The 18,863-nt window shown below is 46.7% G+C and carries 13 protein-coding genes; 4 read left to right on the top strand and 9 right to left on the bottom strand.

Annotation, left to right across the window (positions count from 1 at the left end):
* Positions 1–92 precede the first annotated feature (92 nt).
* From L1D31_RS20835 to pncC, 5 genes are all read right to left on the bottom strand, one after another.
* Positions 93–1,280 (bottom strand): aspartate kinase, encoded by a 1,188-nt coding sequence (locus tag L1D31_RS20835; protein WP_239838902.1) that lies wholly within the window; start codon positions 1,278–1,280, stop codon positions 93–95.
* A gap of 192 nt (positions 1,281–1,472) precedes the next feature.
* On the bottom strand, positions 1,473–4,055 hold the full coding sequence (alaS, locus tag L1D31_RS20830; RefSeq protein ID WP_239838901.1) for an alanine--tRNA ligase: 2,583 nt from the start codon (positions 4,053–4,055) through the stop codon (positions 1,473–1,475).
* A gap of 141 nt (positions 4,056–4,196) precedes the next feature.
* Positions 4,197–4,661, bottom strand: coding sequence for a recombination regulator RecX (gene recX / locus L1D31_RS20825; RefSeq protein WP_239838900.1), 465 nt, complete (start codon positions 4,659–4,661; stop codon positions 4,197–4,199).
* A gap of 82 nt (positions 4,662–4,743) precedes the next feature.
* A complete protein-coding gene (gene recA, locus L1D31_RS20820) occupies positions 4,744–5,790 on the bottom strand; it encodes a recombinase RecA (RefSeq protein WP_031343405.1) in 1,047 nt (348 codons plus the stop codon).
* Between the two features lie 192 nt (positions 5,791–5,982).
* Positions 5,983–6,474, bottom strand: coding sequence for a nicotinamide-nucleotide amidase (gene pncC, locus L1D31_RS20815; RefSeq protein ID WP_239838915.1), 492 nt, complete (start codon positions 6,472–6,474; stop codon positions 5,983–5,985).
* A gap of 84 nt (positions 6,475–6,558) precedes the next feature.
* Between pncC and mutS the strand changes: the two genes are divergently transcribed.
* Positions 6,559–9,123 carry a DNA mismatch repair protein MutS gene (mutS, locus tag L1D31_RS20810; protein WP_239838899.1) on the top strand — a complete coding sequence of 855 codons (2,565 nt, stop codon included), beginning with the start codon at positions 6,559–6,561 and terminating at the stop codon, positions 9,121–9,123.
* A 70-nt stretch (positions 9,124–9,193) separates the two neighbouring features.
* On the opposite strand, the gene lptG is transcribed toward mutS, so the two are convergent.
* Positions 9,194–10,264, bottom strand: a complete 1,071-nt coding sequence (gene lptG, locus L1D31_RS20805) for an LPS export ABC transporter permease LptG (RefSeq protein WP_239838898.1) — start codon at positions 10,262–10,264, stop codon at positions 9,194–9,196.
* Positions 10,265–10,267: 3 nt separating this feature from the next.
* Entirely contained in the window at positions 10,268–11,374 is a 1,107-nt protein-coding gene (lptF, locus tag L1D31_RS20800) for an LPS export ABC transporter permease LptF (RefSeq protein ID WP_239838897.1), read from the bottom strand.
* Positions 11,375–11,565: 191 nt separating this feature from the next.
* Between lptF and pepA the strand changes: the two genes are divergently transcribed.
* From pepA to L1D31_RS20785, 3 genes are all read left to right on the top strand, one after another.
* Positions 11,566–13,074: a leucyl aminopeptidase gene (gene pepA / locus L1D31_RS20795; protein ID WP_239838896.1), complete on the top strand. Its 1,509-nt coding sequence runs from the start codon at positions 11,566–11,568 to the stop codon at positions 13,072–13,074.
* Between the two features lie 52 nt (positions 13,075–13,126).
* Complete coding sequence (locus L1D31_RS20790; protein ID WP_239838895.1) at positions 13,127–13,576, top strand: DNA polymerase III subunit chi; 450 nt, start codon at positions 13,127–13,129, stop codon at positions 13,574–13,576.
* Positions 13,577–13,672: 96 nt separating this feature from the next.
* The gene (locus L1D31_RS20785) at positions 13,673–16,531 is read left to right on the top strand and encodes a valine--tRNA ligase (protein ID WP_239838894.1); all 2,859 of its coding nucleotides are present in this window, start codon (positions 13,673–13,675) and stop codon (positions 16,529–16,531) included.
* Between the two features lie 53 nt (positions 16,532–16,584).
* Here L1D31_RS20785 and L1D31_RS20780 read toward each other — a convergent pair whose 3' ends face one another.
* Positions 16,585–17,577, bottom strand: a complete 993-nt coding sequence (locus L1D31_RS20780) for a M48 family metallopeptidase (RefSeq protein WP_239838893.1) — start codon at positions 17,575–17,577, stop codon at positions 16,585–16,587.
* Positions 17,577–18,752 (bottom strand): YjgN family protein, encoded by a 1,176-nt coding sequence (locus tag L1D31_RS20775; RefSeq protein WP_239838892.1) that lies wholly within the window; start codon positions 18,750–18,752, stop codon positions 17,577–17,579. The genes L1D31_RS20780 and L1D31_RS20775 overlap by 1 nt, the downstream gene beginning before the upstream one ends.
* Positions 18,753–18,863: the final 111 nt, after the last annotated feature.

Below are 18,863 nucleotides of genomic sequence, written 5' to 3'. Positions count from 1 at the left end.
TCTGTGCTCCTTGAGTAATCTCTGATTTTTCTTGCTACGAGGCCATTATCCAACAAAAGTTATATTTTCGTAAACTCTATTCTCGAACCAAATTAACCTAAAAAGGCATGTTTTTGCTGGCTACCGAGAGCCTCTGCAGAAGTGATGTAAGCATCATGCAGTATGTTCGCAGCTTTGTCGACGTATTCCGGTTTCAATACCAGCACCAACGACCGCGGATTCACTGCATAGTGCAACACACCCATCCCCTGCTCTGACAGCAAGGCATAAGACGGTTCAACCAATCCTTCGACCTGAACGCCCACGACAGTAAGTAGGCTAACGTCTTCACTATTACGGATTTTGTCACCGAAAACCAGATCCAGTTTTGCATAAGCATCGTGTTTTATCACCACACCTACCCATTCTGCATGGTCGATCACATTCCAAATCGTCACTCCTAACATCTGACATTGCTTCTCAAAGCTACAAAATGTATCTCGGTCGACCTTGATCATTAGCATCTCACGCTGGATAGCCACACCACAGATAGCCTTCTGGCATTCATGACCTTTCACAAGACTGCCTTGATTATTATCAAAGGTGGAAAGCACGCGAAGCGGAACATTGTGTTGCCAAGCATACTGAACCGACGGTAGGTGGAGTACTTTTGCGCCTTTACGTGCCATTTCCTCCATCGAAGGAAAATCAATCACATCCAGCTTTTTAGCATTAGCCACTGTGCGAGGATCACAAGTGTATATCCCATCAACATCAGTGTAGATCTGGCACTCTTCGGCCTGTAAAGCCCCTGCCAGTGTGACAGCGCTGGTGTCCGAGCCACCTCGGCCTAAAGTCGTGATGTCCCCATTCTCATTAATACCTTGAAACCCTGCAATTATCACTATGTTGTCTTGTGCTAGGAGCTGTTCAATTGTTGATGTATTAATGTCTTTAATCGTCGCGTCATTGTGTTGATTGTCCGTCACAATATTCGCCTGTGCTCCGGTAAGTGAGCGTGCGGCATAACCTAATTTATTCAGAGTCATTGCCAGCAGTGCCATCGACACCTGCTCACCAGCAGAAAGCAAAACATCAAGTTCTCGGGCTGTTGGCACGCTGTCTACTTGCTTTGCCAAATCCATAAGTCGGTTTGTCTCTCCAGACATTGCTGACACGACTACAACAACTTGATTACCATCATTTTTCGCCTTAATGATGTGCTTGGCGGCCCTGTGGATTCTTTCAATTGAACCGACAGAGGTTCCACCAAACTTTTGCACGATAAGGGGCTTTTTCACCAGTCTTCACCTTCCCAAGACCAAAGTCTCATTAGGCTGCTTTCAATTAGTTGAATATTGTCTGCAGCAGTAATAACAAAAACCAAGTCGCTGAATAGCACACAACAACTGCGCCATTAAACCACTTGGTCAATAGAAAAAAATTACGCCCAATCAAACTATTGATTGAGCGTAAAAATATTAAATTAGCTTTTAAAGGCGTTCTTCAAGCCATGGCTGGACTGACTTAATTGCATCAGAAAGCGCGGCAACGTCGGTCCCCCCCGCCTGAGCCATATCAGGACGACCACCACCTTTACCACCAACTTGCTCAGCAACCATCTTAACAAGGTCGCCCGCTTTAACTTTGCCGATAAGGTCTTTCGTTACACCTGCGATGAGGCCAATTTTGCCATCATTAACGTTCGCCAGCATAACAACACCACTCCCCATTTGGTTCTTGATGTCGTCAACCATAGTACGTAGGTTCTTGCTATCAGCACCTTCCATACCAGCAATCAGTACTTTAACGCCGTTGATTTCCTGAGCTTTACCCATGATGTTTGCACTTTCTGCTGCAGCCATCTTGTCTTTTAGCTTCTGGATCTCTTTTTCTAACGCTTTCGCTTTAGTTGCAGATTCAGCCAGTTTCTCTTCGTACTTCGCTTGTTGTGCTTCAATTGCATCTAGTGCAGCTTCACCCGTTACCGCTTCAATACGACGAATACCCGCTGCAATACCACCTTCTGAAGTGATCTTGAATAGACCGATGTCGCCGGTGTTCTCTGCGTGGATACCACCACAAAGTTCAGTAGAGAAATCTCCCATAGACAAGACACGCACTTCGTCGTCGTACTTCTCACCGAATAGCGCCATTGCACCTTTCTGCTTAGCAGACTCAATGTCCATGATATTGGTTTCGATGTTGTGGTTACGACGAATTTGCGCGTTGACCAGACGCTCGACTTCTTTTAGCTCTGCAGGGGTTACCGCTTCTAGATGAGAGAAGTCAAAACGTAAGTTTTCAGGCTTAACTAGAGAGCCCTTCTGCGTAACATGCTCGCCTAGAACTTTGCGCAGAGCGGAATGCAGTAAGTGCGTTGCTGAATGGTTCAAAGAGATAGCAGCGCGACGTTCAGCATCAACAACGGCTTCAACTTCATCACCTTTCGCTAGCACACCCTCCGCTAGAACACCGTGGTGTGCAATGGCATTACCTAGCTTCTGAGTATCTTCTACTTGGAACAGGCCAGATTCAGTTTTTAGAATACCAGCGTCACCACACTGGCCGCCTGATTCTGCGTAGAATGGTGTTTCACCAAGGATGATGATCGCTTTATCGCCAGCTGATAAAGAGCCCGTCGCTTCACCTTCAACAAAGATTTCAGCAACATTGCTCTTACCTTCTGTACCTGTGTAGCCGCAGAACTCGGTTTGCTCTTCCGTTTTGATCGTTGCGTTGTAATCAGTACCAAATTGACCAGCTTCACGAGCACGTTGGCGCTGCGCTTCCATCGCTTTCTCGAAACCTTCTTCATCGATCGCAAAATCACGCTCGCGCGCAACATCGTTAGTCAAGTCAGCAGGGAATCCGTAGGTATCATAAAGCTTAAATACGGTTTCACCATCAAGGATTTTACCGTCTAGGCTGTCAAGCGCTTCATTTAGAATCGCCATACCACGCTCTAGAGTGCGGCCAAAGTTCTCTTCTTCGATGCGTAGCACTTTTTCAACAACCGCTTGTTGCTTTTTAAGCTCTTCGCCCGCAGTACCCATGACTTCAGCAAGAACACCAACCAGTTTGTGGAAGAATACTCCCTTCGCCCCCAGCTTGTTACCATGACGAACAGCACGACGAATGATACGACGTAGCACGTAACCACGACCTTCGTTTGAAGGCATCACACCATCAACGATCAAGAATGAACATGAACGTATGTGGTCTGCAATAACGCGTAGTGATTGATTAGATAGGTCTTCGTAGCCGATCGTTTCTGCTGCCGCTTTGATTAGCTGTTGGAATACGTCGATTTCGTAGTTTGAGTGAACGCCTTGCATGATTGCAGAAATACGCTCAATACCCATACCTGTATCAACAGCAGGCTTAGGTAGCGGCTCCATCGTACCATCTGCATGACGGTTAAACTGCATGAAAACGTTGTTCCAGATTTCGATAAAACGGTCACCGTCTTCTTCAGGTGTACCTGGACGTCCACCCCAAATATGTTCACCGTGATCGTAGAAGATCTCCGTACACGGACCACAAGGACCTGTGTCACCCATAGTCCAGAAGTTATCTGACTCGTACTGTTTACCGCCTTCTTTATCACCGATACGGACGATACGATCAGCTGGCACACCAACCTTCTTGTTCCAGATGTCAAATGCCTCGTCATCAGTTTCGTACACGGTAACCAGTAAACGATCTTTCGGTAGCTGAAGTGTTTCGGTTAGGAATTCCCATGCAAAGGCAATTGCATCTTCTTTGAAATAATCACCGAAGCTGAAATTACCCAACATTTCGAAAAACGTATGATGGCGGGCCGTAAAACCAACATTTTCCAGGTCATTGTGTTTACCACCTGCACGTACACAACGCTGAGCTGTCGTTGCTCGTGTGTAGGCACGCTTTTCAGCGCCTAAGAAGCAATCTTTGAATTGGTTCATACCTGCGTTTGTGAATAGCAGGGTTGGATCGTTATGTGGAACCAACGATGAACTGTCTACGATTTGGTGTCCTTTGCTCTCAAAAAACTTGAGGAACGCGTTACGAACCTCATCAGTGCTCATGTACATGCAGCTCTTCCTGAAAATAGTCGAGTTAGAATTTTGCGCTATTGTAGATCATGGTTAACGCTTCGACTAGTTTTCTCGCAGAAAAGAACGGAATGATGTGTTAATGCAACGTAAATCTATAAATCGTGCGGTTACTTAATATCAGTCCTCTTTATCAGAGCTCAGAGCATAGCTAATTTGTTCAAAACTATACCCCCGGTATTGAAGAAAACGCACCTGTTTGGCGTACTCTTTTTGGTCCTTAGCGTGGATTTCTTTAAATTTCTTCTCCGCTGCATTTTTTGCTAACTCGAACCAATCTTGTGGCTCTTCTTCCATTGCTTGATCAATAACTGAATCAGGCACTCGTTTTTGTTTCAGCTCTTGGCGAATTCGACGCTCTCCATACCCTTTATAGACATGTTGCCTTATCTGGCTTTTTGCGAAACGCAGATCATCAAGATAGTTATGATCTAAACAAAAATTGACAGCTTCTTGAATCGCATCGTCATCGTACCCTTTCATTACGAGCTTCTGAAACAGCTCATATTCTCCGTGATCACGCCGACTAAGAAGGTAAATCGCCATTTCTTTACTGGATAAAGTGGGAGGCTTACGTTGAAACATAATAAGTAATTGATTATTCCATCACACCAAATACAACAAAGCCCTGCTGTTGCAGGGCTTTAAATTTAGTAACCAGATAACTTTATAGCTCTTCTTGCTCTGGCATTTCACCTAACTCAGCGTCATCTGGTTGGATTTCTGCTGGAGTCAGTAAGAGCTCGCGTAATTTGGTGTCAATTTGCTGAGCAGCAGCTGGGTTTTCACGTAAGTACTTACATGCATTGGCTTTACCTTGGCCAATTTTATCACCATTGTAGCTATACCAAGCGCCAGCTTTTTCAACTAGCTTGTTCTTCACACCTAAGTCAATCAACTCACCTTCACGGTTAAAGCCTGCGCCGTACATAATCTGAGTTTCTGCTTGTTTGAACGGCGCCGCGATCTTGTTCTTAACCACTTTAATACGAGTTTCGTTACCCACCACTTCGTCGCCTTCCTTGATAGAGCCTGTGCGGCGAATATCAAGACGAACAGAAGCGTAGAATTTTAGTGCATTACCACCCGTTGTGGTTTCAGGATTACCAAACATCACACCAATCTTCATACGGATTTGGTTGATGAAAATACACATACAGTTTGACTGTTTCAGGTTACCCGTTAACTTACGCATAGCTTGGGAAAGCATACGAGCTTGAAGACCCATGTGGCTGTCGCCCATTTCCCCTTCAATTTCAGCTTTAGGTGTTAGAGCCGCAACCGAATCAACCACCATAACATCGATAGCGCCAGATCGAGCTAATGCATCACAGATCTCAAGCGCTTGTTCACCCGTATCTGGCTGAGAAACCAGTAGGGCATCAATATCTACACCCAGTTTCTTAGCGTAGACAGGATCCAAAGCGTGCTCGGCATCGATAAAGGCACAAGTTTTCCCCTCACGTTGTGCTGCTGCAATCAACTCAAGGGTTAACGTTGTTTTACCTGAAGATTCAGGGCCATATACTTCAACGATACGACCCATTGGCAGACCACCAGCACCAAGTGCGATGTCGAGAGAAAGTGAGCCTGTAGAGATGGTTTCAACATCCATAGCGCGGTTGTCACCAAGGCGCATAATAGAGCCTTTACCGAATTGCTTTTCAATCTGACCGAGCGCAGCGGCGAGCGCTTTCTGTTTGTTATCGTCCATCACTTTCTCCGATTTGTTCATCAATGCATTGATGATCTTTGAATTCTTCTGTTCTGCTCTGGAACCATCCTGAGCAATCAATGAAAATTATTATACTGTTGATTCATACAGTGTCTATAGCTGCAGACAATTTTTTTAGATATAGATTATATCTATTTAATTTATAAAAGTTTTTATTTTAAATCTCTCCGATTACTCACGCTGACTTACTTCTTCATACAGTACCTTTTGCGCAACTTCGACCGCTTGCCTGCGAACTTCACTCCGGTTGCCATCAAAGCTGTATGTCGCCGCTTTCAGCCATCCACTTTCATCAGCCCAAGCAAAACACACTGTACCTACAGGTTTTTCGACACTTCCACCATCCGGTCCTGCAATACCGCTGATGGATACGCCAATATTCGCCTTTGACTGCTTGATCGCACCTTGCACCATTTCAATAACAATTTCTTCACTCACCGCACCATACTCAACCAGTGTCGAATCTTTAACACCGAGCATTTCCATTTTCGCTTCATTACTGTACGTAATAAATGCACGATCAAACCAAGCAGAGCTGCCAGCAATATCGGTAATTGCGGCAGAGACACCACCACCGGTGCAAGACTCTGCAGTGGTCAGAATTAAATTATGCTGTTTCAGGCATTCGCCTAATTTTTGAGACAGTTTGTGCAACGCCGCCATATCTAAAACTCTCATTGTGACTTTTCGCCAATCCGTGATTCACGTATCCTAAGCCGCAATAGAAATAAACAAAAGATCTTAACCGTGAAAGCTGAACAAAAACATACGCCCATGATGCAGCAATACCTCAAGCTTAAGGCTGAGAACCCAGATATATTGCTGTTCTACCGAATGGGGGATTTCTATGAGCTTTTTTATGACGATGCTAAACGCGCATCCCAGTTGCTGGATATCTCACTAACAAAACGCGGCGCTTCTGCTGGTGAGCCAATACCAATGGCCGGCGTCCCGTTTCATGCCGTGGAAGGGTATTTGGCTAAGCTTGTTCAGCTAGGTGAATCAGTTGCGATCTGCGAACAAATTGGTGATCCCGCGACCAGCAAAGGCCCAGTAGAACGCAAAGTTGTTCGTATAGTGACACCGGGAACCGTCACCGATGAAGCCCTCCTCTCGGAACGTATCGACAATCTTATTGCCGCTATCTACCACCACGATGGTAAATTCGGGTACGCCACACTGGATGTCACGTCAGGGCGCTTTCAGCTTATGGAGCCCGAGACTGAAGAAGCGATGGCCGCAGAGCTCCAGCGGACCTCACCGAGAGAGCTATTATTTCCAGAAGATTTCGAACCCGTCGAACTGATGGCCGCTCGCAACGGTAATCGCCGTCGTCCCGTCTGGGAGTTTGAGTTGGATACCGCTAAGCAGCAGTTAAATCAACAGTTTGGTACTCGTGATCTTGTCGGTTTCGGCGTAGAACAAGCGAAGCTCGGGCTCTGCGCTGCGGGCTGTTTGATTCAGTATGTTAAAGACACACAACGTACCACTTTGCCGCATATTCGCTCTCTCACTTACGATCGTCAGGATCATTCTGTCATTCTTGATGCCGCGACTCGTCGCAATCTCGAAATTACTCAGAACCTCGCAGGCGGAACTGATAACACACTTGCTGAAGTGCTTGACCACACTGCCACACCAATGGGTAGCCGTATGTTGAAACGTTGGCTTCACCAGCCAATGCGCGACATCAACACCCTCAATCACCGCCTAGATGCGATCAGTGAGTTGAAAGAGTTGACTCTGTTTGCTGACTTACACCCCGTACTCAAACAGATCGGAGACATCGAACGTATCTTGGCGCGTCTCGCTTTGCGCAGTGCCCGCCCGCGTGATATGGCACGTTTACGTCATGCAATGCAACAACTGCCTGAATTATCTGAGTCTATGGCAACGCTAGCACACCCATATCTGGTTAAACTCGGTCAGTATGCCGCTCCGCAAGAGGAAGTCTGTGAACTTCTCGAACGTGCTATCAAAGAAAACCCACCCGTGGTGATCCGAGATGGTGGCGTCATCGCTGAAGGGTATAATGCTGAGCTCGACGAATGGCGAAAATTGGCCGACGGTGCGACTGAGTATCTGGAAAAAATGGAACAGGAAGAGCGTGAACGCCATGGCATAGATACGCTCAAAGTTGGTTATAACAACGTACATGGCTTCTTCATCCAAGTCAGCCGCGGACAAAGCTACTTGGTGCCACCACACTATGTTCGCCGTCAAACGCTGAAAAATGCAGAGCGTTACATCATTCCTGAGCTGAAAGAACATGAAGATAAGGTGCTTAACTCCAAATCGAAGGCATTGGCGCTTGAGAAACAGTTGTGGGAAGAACTGTTTGACCTTTTAATGCCCCATCTAGAAAAGCTGCAGAATTTGGCTTCAGCGATTGCCCAAATTGACGTGCTGCAAAACTTAGCCGAACGTGCCGATAGCTTAGATTACTGTCGCCCTGTACTGAATCAGCAAGCTGGTATCCACATTCAAGCAGGTCGCCATCCCGTGGTTGAACAAGTCCTTGAAGAACCGTTTATTGCTAACCCTATTGAGCTTAATCCACAACGTAAGATGCTGATCATTACTGGCCCAAACATGGGGGGTAAATCGACCTACATGCGTCAAACCGCGCTGATTGCACTGATGGCTCATATTGGTTCTTACGTACCGGCAGAATCAGCTCATATTGGTTCTATTGATCGCATTTTTACTCGCATCGGCGCCTCAGATGATCTTGCATCAGGCCGCTCAACGTTCATGGTTGAGATGACCGAAACCGCGAATATTCTTCACAACGCCACAGCAAACAGCTTAGTTTTAATGGATGAAATTGGTCGAGGCACCAGTACTTATGATGGTTTATCACTGGCTTGGGCAAGTGCAGAGTGGTTGGCAAAAGAACTCGGCTCCATGACCTTATTTGCCACCCACTATTTTGAGTTGACCGAGCTACCGAACCAAATACCGAATTTGGCTAACGTCCATCTAGACGCGGTTGAGCATGGCGATACCATTGCCTTTATGCACGCTGTTCAGGAAGGGGCCGCCAGTAAGTCTTATGGTCTCGCCGTTGCTGGGCTCGCTGGCGTGCCAAAAAGCGTGATCAAAAATGCCCGAGCGAAACTGACTCAGCTTGAACAGCTTAGCCATGGCGACAATAGCAATACCACCAGCAGCGCAGTAGACATTGCTAATCAACTGAGCCTGATTCCAGAGCCAAGTGAAGTGGAAGAGGCGCTATCAGGCATCGACCCTGACGACCTCACTCCTAGACAGGCATTGGAAGCTCTTTATCGGCTGAAAAAATTAATGTAGTAAAAACAAAACGGCAGCTCTTCACTTATAGCGGAGCTGCCGTTTGGTTTCTTAGCGCATAAATTTCTGTTTAGAGCTTTCTGCGCAGTAGCATCAATGCCACTGATAAAAAGACGATGCTTGGCATCACAGCACCGAAGACTGGTGGAATGCTATAAACCAAACTGAGTGGGCCAAAGAATTCACTGGAAATATAGAAAGTAAAACCGGCTACCACACCAGATAGAATACGTGCCCCCATTGTTACACTGCGCAGTGGGCCAAAGATGAACGACAGCGCCATCAGCATCATTACCGCAATAGAGAATGGCTGAGTGACTTTGCGCCACAAGGCCAACTCATAACGAGAGGCGTCCTGCTCAGAAGCCTTGAGGTAAGTAACATAATCATATAAACCGCTCAGTGATAGCTCTTCGGGCTTGACCGTCACTACCGCCAATTTGTCAGGCGCTAAAGAGGTCGTCCAACGATACTCAGGCAAATTGGTTTTGGAGATTTCCACTTCATCCAACATCTCCGTTAACTGAACGTCTTTCATTACCCAAGTGTTATCGGACAAATAATCCACTTCCGCTGCATGCACGACACTCTCCAACTGTTTATCATTGTTGAAACGCCACATATTCAAGCCATAAAGTTTATCGTCTTCAACTTTACCAAGAAAAATAAAATCGTTCGCATCACGTGCCCAGACACCGGTTCTCACCGACATGATCGCTCCGCCAGACGTGGTAAAAGCACGCAGGTCACGCGCCATCTTCTGAGCTTGGGGCGCACCCCACTGGCCAAGTAACGTCACTAACACCATCAAAGGCACAGCTGTCTTCAATACCGACAATCCGATATCCAATTTCGAGTAGCCCGCCGCCTGCATGACCACCAGTTCAGAACTCGAAGCAAGCATCCCCAAGCCAATCAAAGCACCAAGCAAAGCCGCCATAGGGAAAAACATTTCAACATCACGAGGAATACTCAGCAGTACGTAGAACAAAGCTTGAAGTAAGTCGTAGCTACCCTGACCCACTTTGCGTAACTGCTCCACATACTTAATGATCGCAGACAAGCCAACAAAGGTCGCGAGCACCAGCGATGTGGTTGCAATGATGGTTCTGCCAATATAAAGATCGAGAATTTTAAACACGACTTATGCTGCCTTCTTTTTTCTTTGTCTTAGTTTGTCTTTAAAGCGTCGCATTGGAATGCTGTCCATGGAGTTAATACCGACTGCGGTCAACAACAAAGCCGCGTTGATCGGCCACATACCAATAAAGGAAGGGATTGAGCCATCTTCCAACGCAGATTTAGTCGCACTGATTGAAAGGAAATACGCCAAGTAGATAAGAATCGCTGGACCCATTTTAGCAAATCGTCCTTGACGTGGATTTACTGCCGACAGCGGTACAACCAGCATGGTTAGAAGTGGGATACACACCACCAACGAAATTCGCCATTGCAATTCAGCTTGAGCGCGCGGATCTGGGTTAGAAACAAGCTGCATGGTTGGAATCGCTTCCCAGTCACGCCCTTTGGGTTTCACGTCACGCTGACCAATCAAACCTTCGTATTGGTCGAAGTCGGTTACCATATAATCAACGCGCGTTGGTACACCTTCATAACGCGTACCGTCGTACATGCGAATGACCTGGCGCCCATCACTCAGCTCTTTCACTTCACCGGACTGCGAAAAGGAAACGCTCGGCAAAATCGAATCACGTGGGCGCATCTGTGCTACAAATACATGCTTAAGTTGCTTGCCTTCAATATCATCAATAAAGACCACAGAAGAGCCATCCGGTGTCCCTTGGAACTGCCCTTTCTGTAAAAGATCCACGCTGTTCTCAGCTTCCACTTCTTCCTGTAGCTGAATTAGCTTCTCCTGACTCATTGGCGAAAACACAAAGGCATTAGCTGCGGCAATCACACCCGTGATAACGGCCAAATACAAGGCTGCACGAATAAGGAATTTATTTCCTATTCCGGTTGCATTCATAACGGTTATTTCACTTTCCGCGTACAGGCGGCCGAAAGTAAGCAAAATACCGAGGAATAGGCTCAATGGTAGCATCAATAGCCCCATTGACGGCATGCTCAAACCTACGTAGTGCATTACCAGACCCGCAGGAATATCCCCATCCGAAGCATCCGCTAAAACTTTGATCAATTTTTGGCTTAAAAACACTAAAAACAGGATAAAAAATATCGCTAACTGGCTCTTGAGTGTCTCGCGGATCAAATATCTAACAATAATCACGCTGAAATTACCTATACAAAACTTGTTTTTTTAATTGAATCACTATAATTTCCCGTTGAACCTTTTATTTTTAAATTTTTTGGCTAACTGTTAACGCGCTTATTTAAAAGTAGTTCCGATTAAGGAATCAACAAGTAAGACGCCATTATCTAACATTTAGTTCTATTTGTCTTCAGGATGTAGGAGTACGCATGGAGTTCAGTGTAAAGAGTGGTAGCCCGGAAAAGCAACGCAGCGCTTGTATCGTTGTAGGTGTATTCGAACCACGTCGCCTTTCTCCAGTTGCTGAACAGCTCGATAAAATCAGCGACGGCTATATCAGTTCACTACTTCGCCGTGGTGATCTGGAAGGAAAACCAGGACAGATGCTACTTCTGCATCAAGTACCGGGTGTTTTGTCTGAACGTGTTTTACTTGTCGGTTGTGGCAAGGAACGTGAATTAGGCGAGCGTCAGTACAAAGAAATTATTCAGAAAACAATTAACACTCTGAATGAAACAGGTTCGATGGAAGCGGTCTGCTTCCTAACTGAGCTGCATGTCAAAGGCCGCGATACTTACTGGAAAGTTCGTCAAGCAGTCGAAGCAACAAAGGATGGCTTGTACACCTTTGATCAATTCAAGAGTGTAAAACCGGAAACTCGTCGCCCACTGCGTAAACTGGTATTCAACGTACCTACACGTCGTGAATTAAACCTAGGTGAAAAAGCGATCACCCATGGCCTTGCCATCGCTTCAGGTGTCAAAGCATCGAAGGATCTTGGCAACATGCCGCCAAACATCGCCAACCCTGCTTACCTTGCTTCTCAGGCACGTCGTCTGGCCGATGATTATGAGACCATCACCACCAAAATCATCGGTGAGCAAGAGATGGAAAAGCTGGGCATGACTTCCTACCTAGCGGTCGGTCGTGGCTCAAAGAACGAATCTATGATGTCTATCATGGAGTACAAGGGCAACCCAGATCCCGAAGCGAAGCCAATCGTGCTGGTTGGTAAAGGGCTGACTTTTGATTCTGGCGGTATCTCACTTAAGCCAGGTGAAGGCATGGATGAGATGAAATACGACATGTGTGGCGCAGCATCTGTCTTCGGAACCATGAAGTCACTGGCGAAGCTGAACCTGCCAATCAATGTCATTGGTGTCCTTGCTGGCTGTGAGAACATGCCGGGCAGCAATGCTTACCGCCCTGGCGACATCCTAACCACAATGTCAGGTCAAACGGTTGAAGTGCTCAACACCGATGCGGAAGGCCGTTTGGTTCTTTGTGATGCACTGACGTACGTTGAACGCTTCGAGCCAGATTGTGTCGTGGATGTTGCCACACTGACAGGCGCGTGTGTGATTGCACTGGGTCACCACATCAGCGGTGTGGTTTCTAACCACAACCCTCTTTCTCACGAGTTGGTTAATGCGTCTGAGCAAGCAAGCGATCGCGCATGGCGTCTTCCAATGGCGGATGAGTACCATGAACAGTTGAAGAGCCCATTTGCTGATATGGCAAATATTGGTGGTCGACCTGGCGGCACCATCACGGCTGGCTGCTTCCTGTCAAAATTTGCCAAAAAGTACAACTGGGCCCACATTGACATCGCAGGAACGGCGTGGAAGTCAGGCGCGGCGAAGGGCTCAACAGGTCGTCCGGTCTCAATGCTTGTCCAGTTCTTACTGAACCGCAGTGGCCAAGAGACAGAAGAGTAATTTCTGAACAAATTCTAAAGGGCCGCAAGGCCCTTTTTTATTCGGAATGATTATGCCAAACGCGACGTTTTACATCATTAAGCCTGATTCACCGCAAGCCAACCGACAGGGCTTTGAACAATATGTTTTGTTTCTGGCAGGTCACTTTGCCAAACAAGGCGCTAAGGTTTATCTCCATTGTCATAATAAGCAGCATGCTGAGCAGTTAGCGGAGTGTTTCTGGCAAGTGGATGCCGAACAATATCTGGCTCATAACCTCAATGGTGAAGGGCCGAAATATGGCACAGGCATTGAAATCGGATACCAAGGCGTAAAGCCCTCATGGAATCGTCAACTGGTAATAAATTTGGCGGAAAATGAGACAACCTTTGCGAACAAGTTTGCAGAGGTGGTAGACTTCGTCCCTTGCGAAGAAAAAGCCAAGCAACTGGCGCGAGAACGATATAAAATCTATCGCCAAGCGGGTTATCAGCTACAAACGATCGACATCGCACACAACTAATGGTCAATCCTTATAGCTAAGCTCTCCTTCTAGAGAGTTCACTTATAAAGATTGACTTAGAATTAAACCAGACCTATCTGCAGAATATCTATAGCTATGGAAAAGACATACAACCCAACTTCAATCGAACAAGCGTTATACCAAGCTTGGGAAGAGAAAGGCTACTTTAAGCCACACGGTGACACGACGAAAGAATCATACAGCATCATGATCCCGCCACCGAACGTCACTGGTAGCCTACACATGGGCCACGCGTTCCAAGATACAATCATGGATACTCTGATCCGTGCTGAACGTATGAAGGGCAAAAACACCCTTTGGCAGGTAGGTACTGACCACGCTGGTATCGCTACTCAGATGGTTGTTGAGCGTAAAATCGCAGCAGAAGAAGGTAAAACCAAACATGACTACGGTCGTGATGCCTTCATCGACAAGATCTGGGAATGGAAAAACGAATCTGGTGGCACAATCACTAAGCAGCTTCGTCGTCTAGGTGCATCAGTAGACTGGGACCGTGAGCGTTTCACAATGGATGACGGTCTATCTAACGCGGTTCAAGAAGTATTCGTTCGCCTGTATGAAGAAGACCTGATCTACCGTGGTAAGCGTCTAGTAAACTGGGATCCTAAACTGCACACTGCAATTTCTGATCTTGAAGTTGAAAACAAAGACAAAAAAGGCCACATGTGGCACTTCCGCTACCCGCTAGCGGATGGCGTTAAAACAGCTGAAGGTAAAGACTACATTGTTGTTGCGACAACTCGTCCAGAAACCATGCTTGGTGATACGGGTGTTGCTGTAAACCCAGAAGATCCACGTTACAAAGATCTGATCGGCAAAGAAATTCTTCTTCCAGTCGTTGATCGCCGCATTCCTATTGTGGGTGACGAGCACGCTGATATGGAGAAAGGTACTGGTTGTGTGAAGATCACTCCTGCACACGATTTCAATGACTATGAAGTAGGTAAACGTCACCAGCTACCGATGATCAACATCCTAACTTTCAATGCTGACATTCGTGATGCTGCGGAAGTATTCACCACTAACGGTGAAGCAAGTGATGTGTACTCAACAGAGCTACCTGCTAAGTACCACGGCATGGAGCGCTTTGCTGCGCGTAAAGCTATCGTTGCAGAATTTGAAGAGCTAGGCCTTCTAGACGAAATCAAAGATCACGACCTAACCGTTCCTTACGGCGACCGTGGCGGTGTGGTTATCGAACCAATGCTAACTGACCAGTGGTACGTGCGTGCTGCACCTCTTGCTGAGCCTGCTGTTAAAGCGGTTGAAGATGGTGAGATTCAGTTCGTGCCTAAGCAGTACGAAAACATGTACTTCTCTTGGATGCGTGACATTCAAGACTGGTGTATCTCTCGTCAGCTTTGGTGGGGTCACCGTATCCCAGCTTGGTACGACAACGACGGCAACGTCTATGTAGGTCGTACTGAAGAAGAAGTACGTGCAAACAATAACCTTGCACCTGTTGTAGTTCTTCGCCAAGACGACGACGTACTCGATACATGGTTCTCTTCTGCGCTATGGACTTTCGGTACTCAGGGCTGGCCTGAGCAAACTGAAGACCTGAAGACATTCCACCCTTCAGACGTTCTAGTAACGGGCTTCGACATCATCTTCTTCTGGGTTGCACGTATGATCATGATGACCATGCACTTCAACAAAGATGAAAACGGCAAGTCACAAGTACCATTTAAGACGGTTTACGTAACGGGCCTAATCCGTGACGAAAACGGCGACAAGATGTCTAAGTCTAAGGGTAACGTACTTGACCCTATCGACATGATCGATGGTATCGACCTTGAGTCTCTAGTAGAGAAGCGTTGTGGCAACATGATGCAGCCTCAGCTAGCGAAGAAGATCGAGAAGAACACACGTAAGACTTTCGAAAACGGTATCGAACCATACGGTACTGATGCACTGCGCTTTACTCTTGCTGCAATGGCCTCAACGGGTCGCGACATCAACTGGGATATGAAGCGTCTAGAAGGTTACCGCAACTTCTGTAACAAGCTATGGAACGCAAGCCGCTACGTTCTGATGAATACAGAAGAGCAAGACTGTGGCTTTGGTGAAGGCGAGATCGAGTACTCACTTGCGGACAAGTGGATCGAGTCTCAATTTGAGCTAGCCGCTGCCGATTTCAATGGCCACATTGATAACTATCGCTTGGATATGGCCGCGAATACAATTTACGAGTTCATCTGGAACCAATTCTGTGACTGGTACTTAGAGCTTACTAAACCAGTACTTTGGAAAGGTAGCGAAGCTCAACAACGTGGTACTCGCCGTACGCTAATCACGGTTCTTGAGAAGACACTGCGTCTGGCTCACCCAGTGATCCCATACATCACTGAAACAATCTGGCAGAGCGTTAAACCACTTGTTGAAGGCGTAGAAGGTGACACCATCATGCTTCAGGCTCTTCCTCAATACGACGAAGCGAACTTCAACCAAGCCGCACTGGATGACATCGAGTGGGTTAAGTCATTCATCACGAGTATCCGTAACCTACGTGCTGAGTACGACATCAATCCAGGCAAACCGCTCGAAGTGATGCTGAAAGCTGCGAGCGCAGAAGATGCAGCGCGTCTAGAAGCGAACAACCAAGTGCTTGTTTCTCTCGCGAAACTTGAGTCTGTACGTGTGCTAGAAGCGGGTGAAGAAACGCCTGCATGCGCAACCGCTCTTGTGGCGAAGTCTGAGCTAATGATCCCAATGGCCGGGCTTATCGACAAAGACGCTGAACTTGCTCGTCTCGATGGCGAAATCAAGAAGACTCACGGCGAAATCAAGCGTATCGAAGGCAAGCTAGGCAACGAAGGTTTTGTAGCTAAAGCACCGAAAGCGGTTGTCGCGAAAGAGCGAGAGAAGCTAGAAGGTTATAAAGAAACGCTAGTGAAGCTTGAAGAGCAAAAGACCACAATTGCTGCGCTATAAACCGGTGATGTGTTAACTAAAAGGCAGCGAAATCGCTGCCTTTTTTGTATCAGCTATTGACGAGCAGCGTCAATCCGCTGTTTGAAGTCAGGGTGAGTACTCATCCACTCGGGTATTTCTAACCCACCTTGTTGCCTAAACAATTCAAACATTTCAGCCATTGACGCACTACTTCCATAGATGGCTTGCATAGCCTGTATGGCATACACATCCGCTTCAATTTCCGCTTCTCGAGAGTGACCATTGGAGAGGAAGAACACCCCCACTCCAGCCAGATTATCCACCACTCCTGAACTTTCCCCAGTTAAGAGTGCAACGCCCACCGAAAGCAAGCTCGAGTGGACCAATCGCTTCATCATATGACGATGATGAACATGGCCTAGCTCGTGAAGGATAATGCTATCGAGTTGTTGTTCATTCTCAGCCAGACTAACCAAGTCGTCGAGCAACACGATTTTCCCACCCGGCAATGCAAATGCATTGGCGCCAAGCTCTGAGGAGCGAAACACCACTTCAATGGGATAAGGTAACGCTTCCAGCTGTGTGACATGCTGAGCCACACGTTGGCGGATCGCTTGCTGCTCTTGCTGACTCAACTCGCTCTCTTGCCAGCTATTATCAAAGCTTTCGAGAACTTTATCGCCCAATGCCATTGCAACGTAATCAGGGATAGCATTGGCGACCTTGTCACTGGTCCATGGCAATACATAAAAGTAACTGCCCAATACAACTCCGATACACACTACCGCTGACAACAACCACGCGAACCAGTTAGCTTCCATTTTATCAATGGTGCTGCTTCTGCGATTTCGTTCCAGCCAGTGGCTCACTTCTGTCGTTCTTTCAACCACAAAAACCCAGCCATCGGGAAACTTGAATCGCACAGGTAGGCTACCAACAGGGACACTGATCTCAGCGTATTGCTGGTCACAACTGATGATTTGACCTTCAACGCGCAAACTTAACGCATTAGCTTGTGTCACATCCAGCTTAGCAGGATGGCGCTCCGAGCTTCGTGGCGGAAACGCCACCCCATCAAACATCATTAGCTAATTCCGATACCTAAATCGAAGGCTTGAGCCACTTCATCCGATATCGCAGATTGAACGTTCGAGTCTTTATCTGTCGCTTTCAGCAGGCTCATATCACCAAATACTGCGGTATTATCGGCAACATAGCGAGAGGTTCTTACCATGACCCAAGGTCGGGCAATACTCAATGTAACGACCTGAAGCAAGAAGTTAGAGATAACCAACCAAGTGTAACCTCTGGCGGTAAAGGTCGAGTTAAAGGTATAGTGGTTGTCTGATTCTTGCTCCAGTTTAGCTTGCAGTTGTTCGAAAATGTAATTACGAACTCGAGTCGTTGTATACGCGGTCAAGCCAATGGTCAGAACGATGATTGCTAGATAAGCCACAATGAAGACCGTAAACTGGGATGCGCCCATTAACGAACTGTAATCACCATTCTGGATAGCCGTAAGGTCAAAGCCACTGAAAATCGTCAGAGACAACGCAATCATAAGGATGATGGACGCAGCAATACCCAGCCCCATCGCTTTCAGATAGGTCTTAACAAAGAAGCCCGTTTCCAATTCTGCACTGAACTTCCAGTCACCATACCGATAACCATTGGTGAAATACTTATGTGCGCCAACCACAACCCATGCGTATAGCACAGACAAGAAGACAAAGAATGCGATTCCTAGTACTGCAGCTGCGACACCTGACATCCCTGCGATTGCGACAATTGCGGCAATATAGATAGCAATGGCGACTAGCGCTCCCAAGCCACGCCCCATCAGTGATAGGTAAGCATCTTTCAATGACGAGTCAAAAGAAAAGTGAACATTGCGGTAACTCGTCATAGCAGCATCAAATCGAGCGTTGCTCCATAGTAGCCAAGGTAAAGCCACATAAAAAACCAAAAGCAACACAAAACTCACCTCAGGAAAGAATGCGTTGGCAATAGCCCAAATACCAAGAACCGCAACAGCCACTAGACGCCCCTTGAGAATTTGCATCGGCTGAGCGTGATATTCAAAGTTATCACTATCTACATAGGTATTGCCGTAGAAATAGCGCTTTGTTCTGACTTTGGCCCAAGCGGAATAGATGCCAAAAGTAATAATGCTAAGCAAAACATTGACTATCCATATGCCAAAGAACTCGCCTCCCTTCCCCCTAAACTCAACGGGGTTTGTGATATGTTTATGTTCCATTTCTTTATTTTCCTGACGTTATTGACTAAAACACAAGCCGAATAATTTCTTACATTTCATTCCTAGCGTCTATGTCTTAATAACAAGAAAATGCAACCAGTTGATATACAT

This window comes from Vibrio sp. Isolate23 (assembly GCF_022398095.1).
Classification (GTDB): Bacteria; Pseudomonadota; Gammaproteobacteria; order Enterobacterales; family Vibrionaceae; genus Vibrio; species Vibrio coralliilyticus_A.
This window is presented reverse-complemented; position numbering and strand designations above follow the sequence as displayed.

Coding starts and splice junctions, on each gene's coding strand:
- recA (WP_031343405.1), bottom strand. CDS start 5,790: ATGGACGATAACAAACAGAAAGCGCTCGCCGCTGCGCTCGGTCAGATT.
- pncC (WP_239838915.1), bottom strand. CDS start 6,474: ATGGCGGCGTTGCACAAACTGTCTCAAAAATTAGGCGAATGCCTGAAA.
- alaS (WP_239838901.1), bottom strand. CDS start 4,055: ATGTACATGAGCACTGATGAGGTTCGTAACGCGTTCCTCAAGTTTTTT.
- recX (WP_239838900.1), bottom strand. CDS start 4,661: ATGTTTCAACGTAAGCCTCCCACTTTATCCAGTAAAGAAATGGCGATT.
- L1D31_RS20775 (WP_239838892.1), bottom strand. CDS start 18,752: ATGGAACATAAACATATCACAAACCCCGTTGAGTTTAGGGGGAAGGGA.
- pepA (WP_239838896.1), top strand. CDS start 11,566: ATGGAGTTCAGTGTAAAGAGTGGTAGCCCGGAAAAGCAACGCAGCGCT.
- L1D31_RS20790 (WP_239838895.1), top strand. CDS start 13,127: ATGCCAAACGCGACGTTTTACATCATTAAGCCTGATTCACCGCAAGCC.
- L1D31_RS20780 (WP_239838893.1), bottom strand. CDS start 17,577: ATGATGTTTGATGGGGTGGCGTTTCCGCCACGAAGCTCGGAGCGCCAT.
- L1D31_RS20785 (WP_239838894.1), top strand. CDS start 13,673: ATGGAAAAGACATACAACCCAACTTCAATCGAACAAGCGTTATACCAA.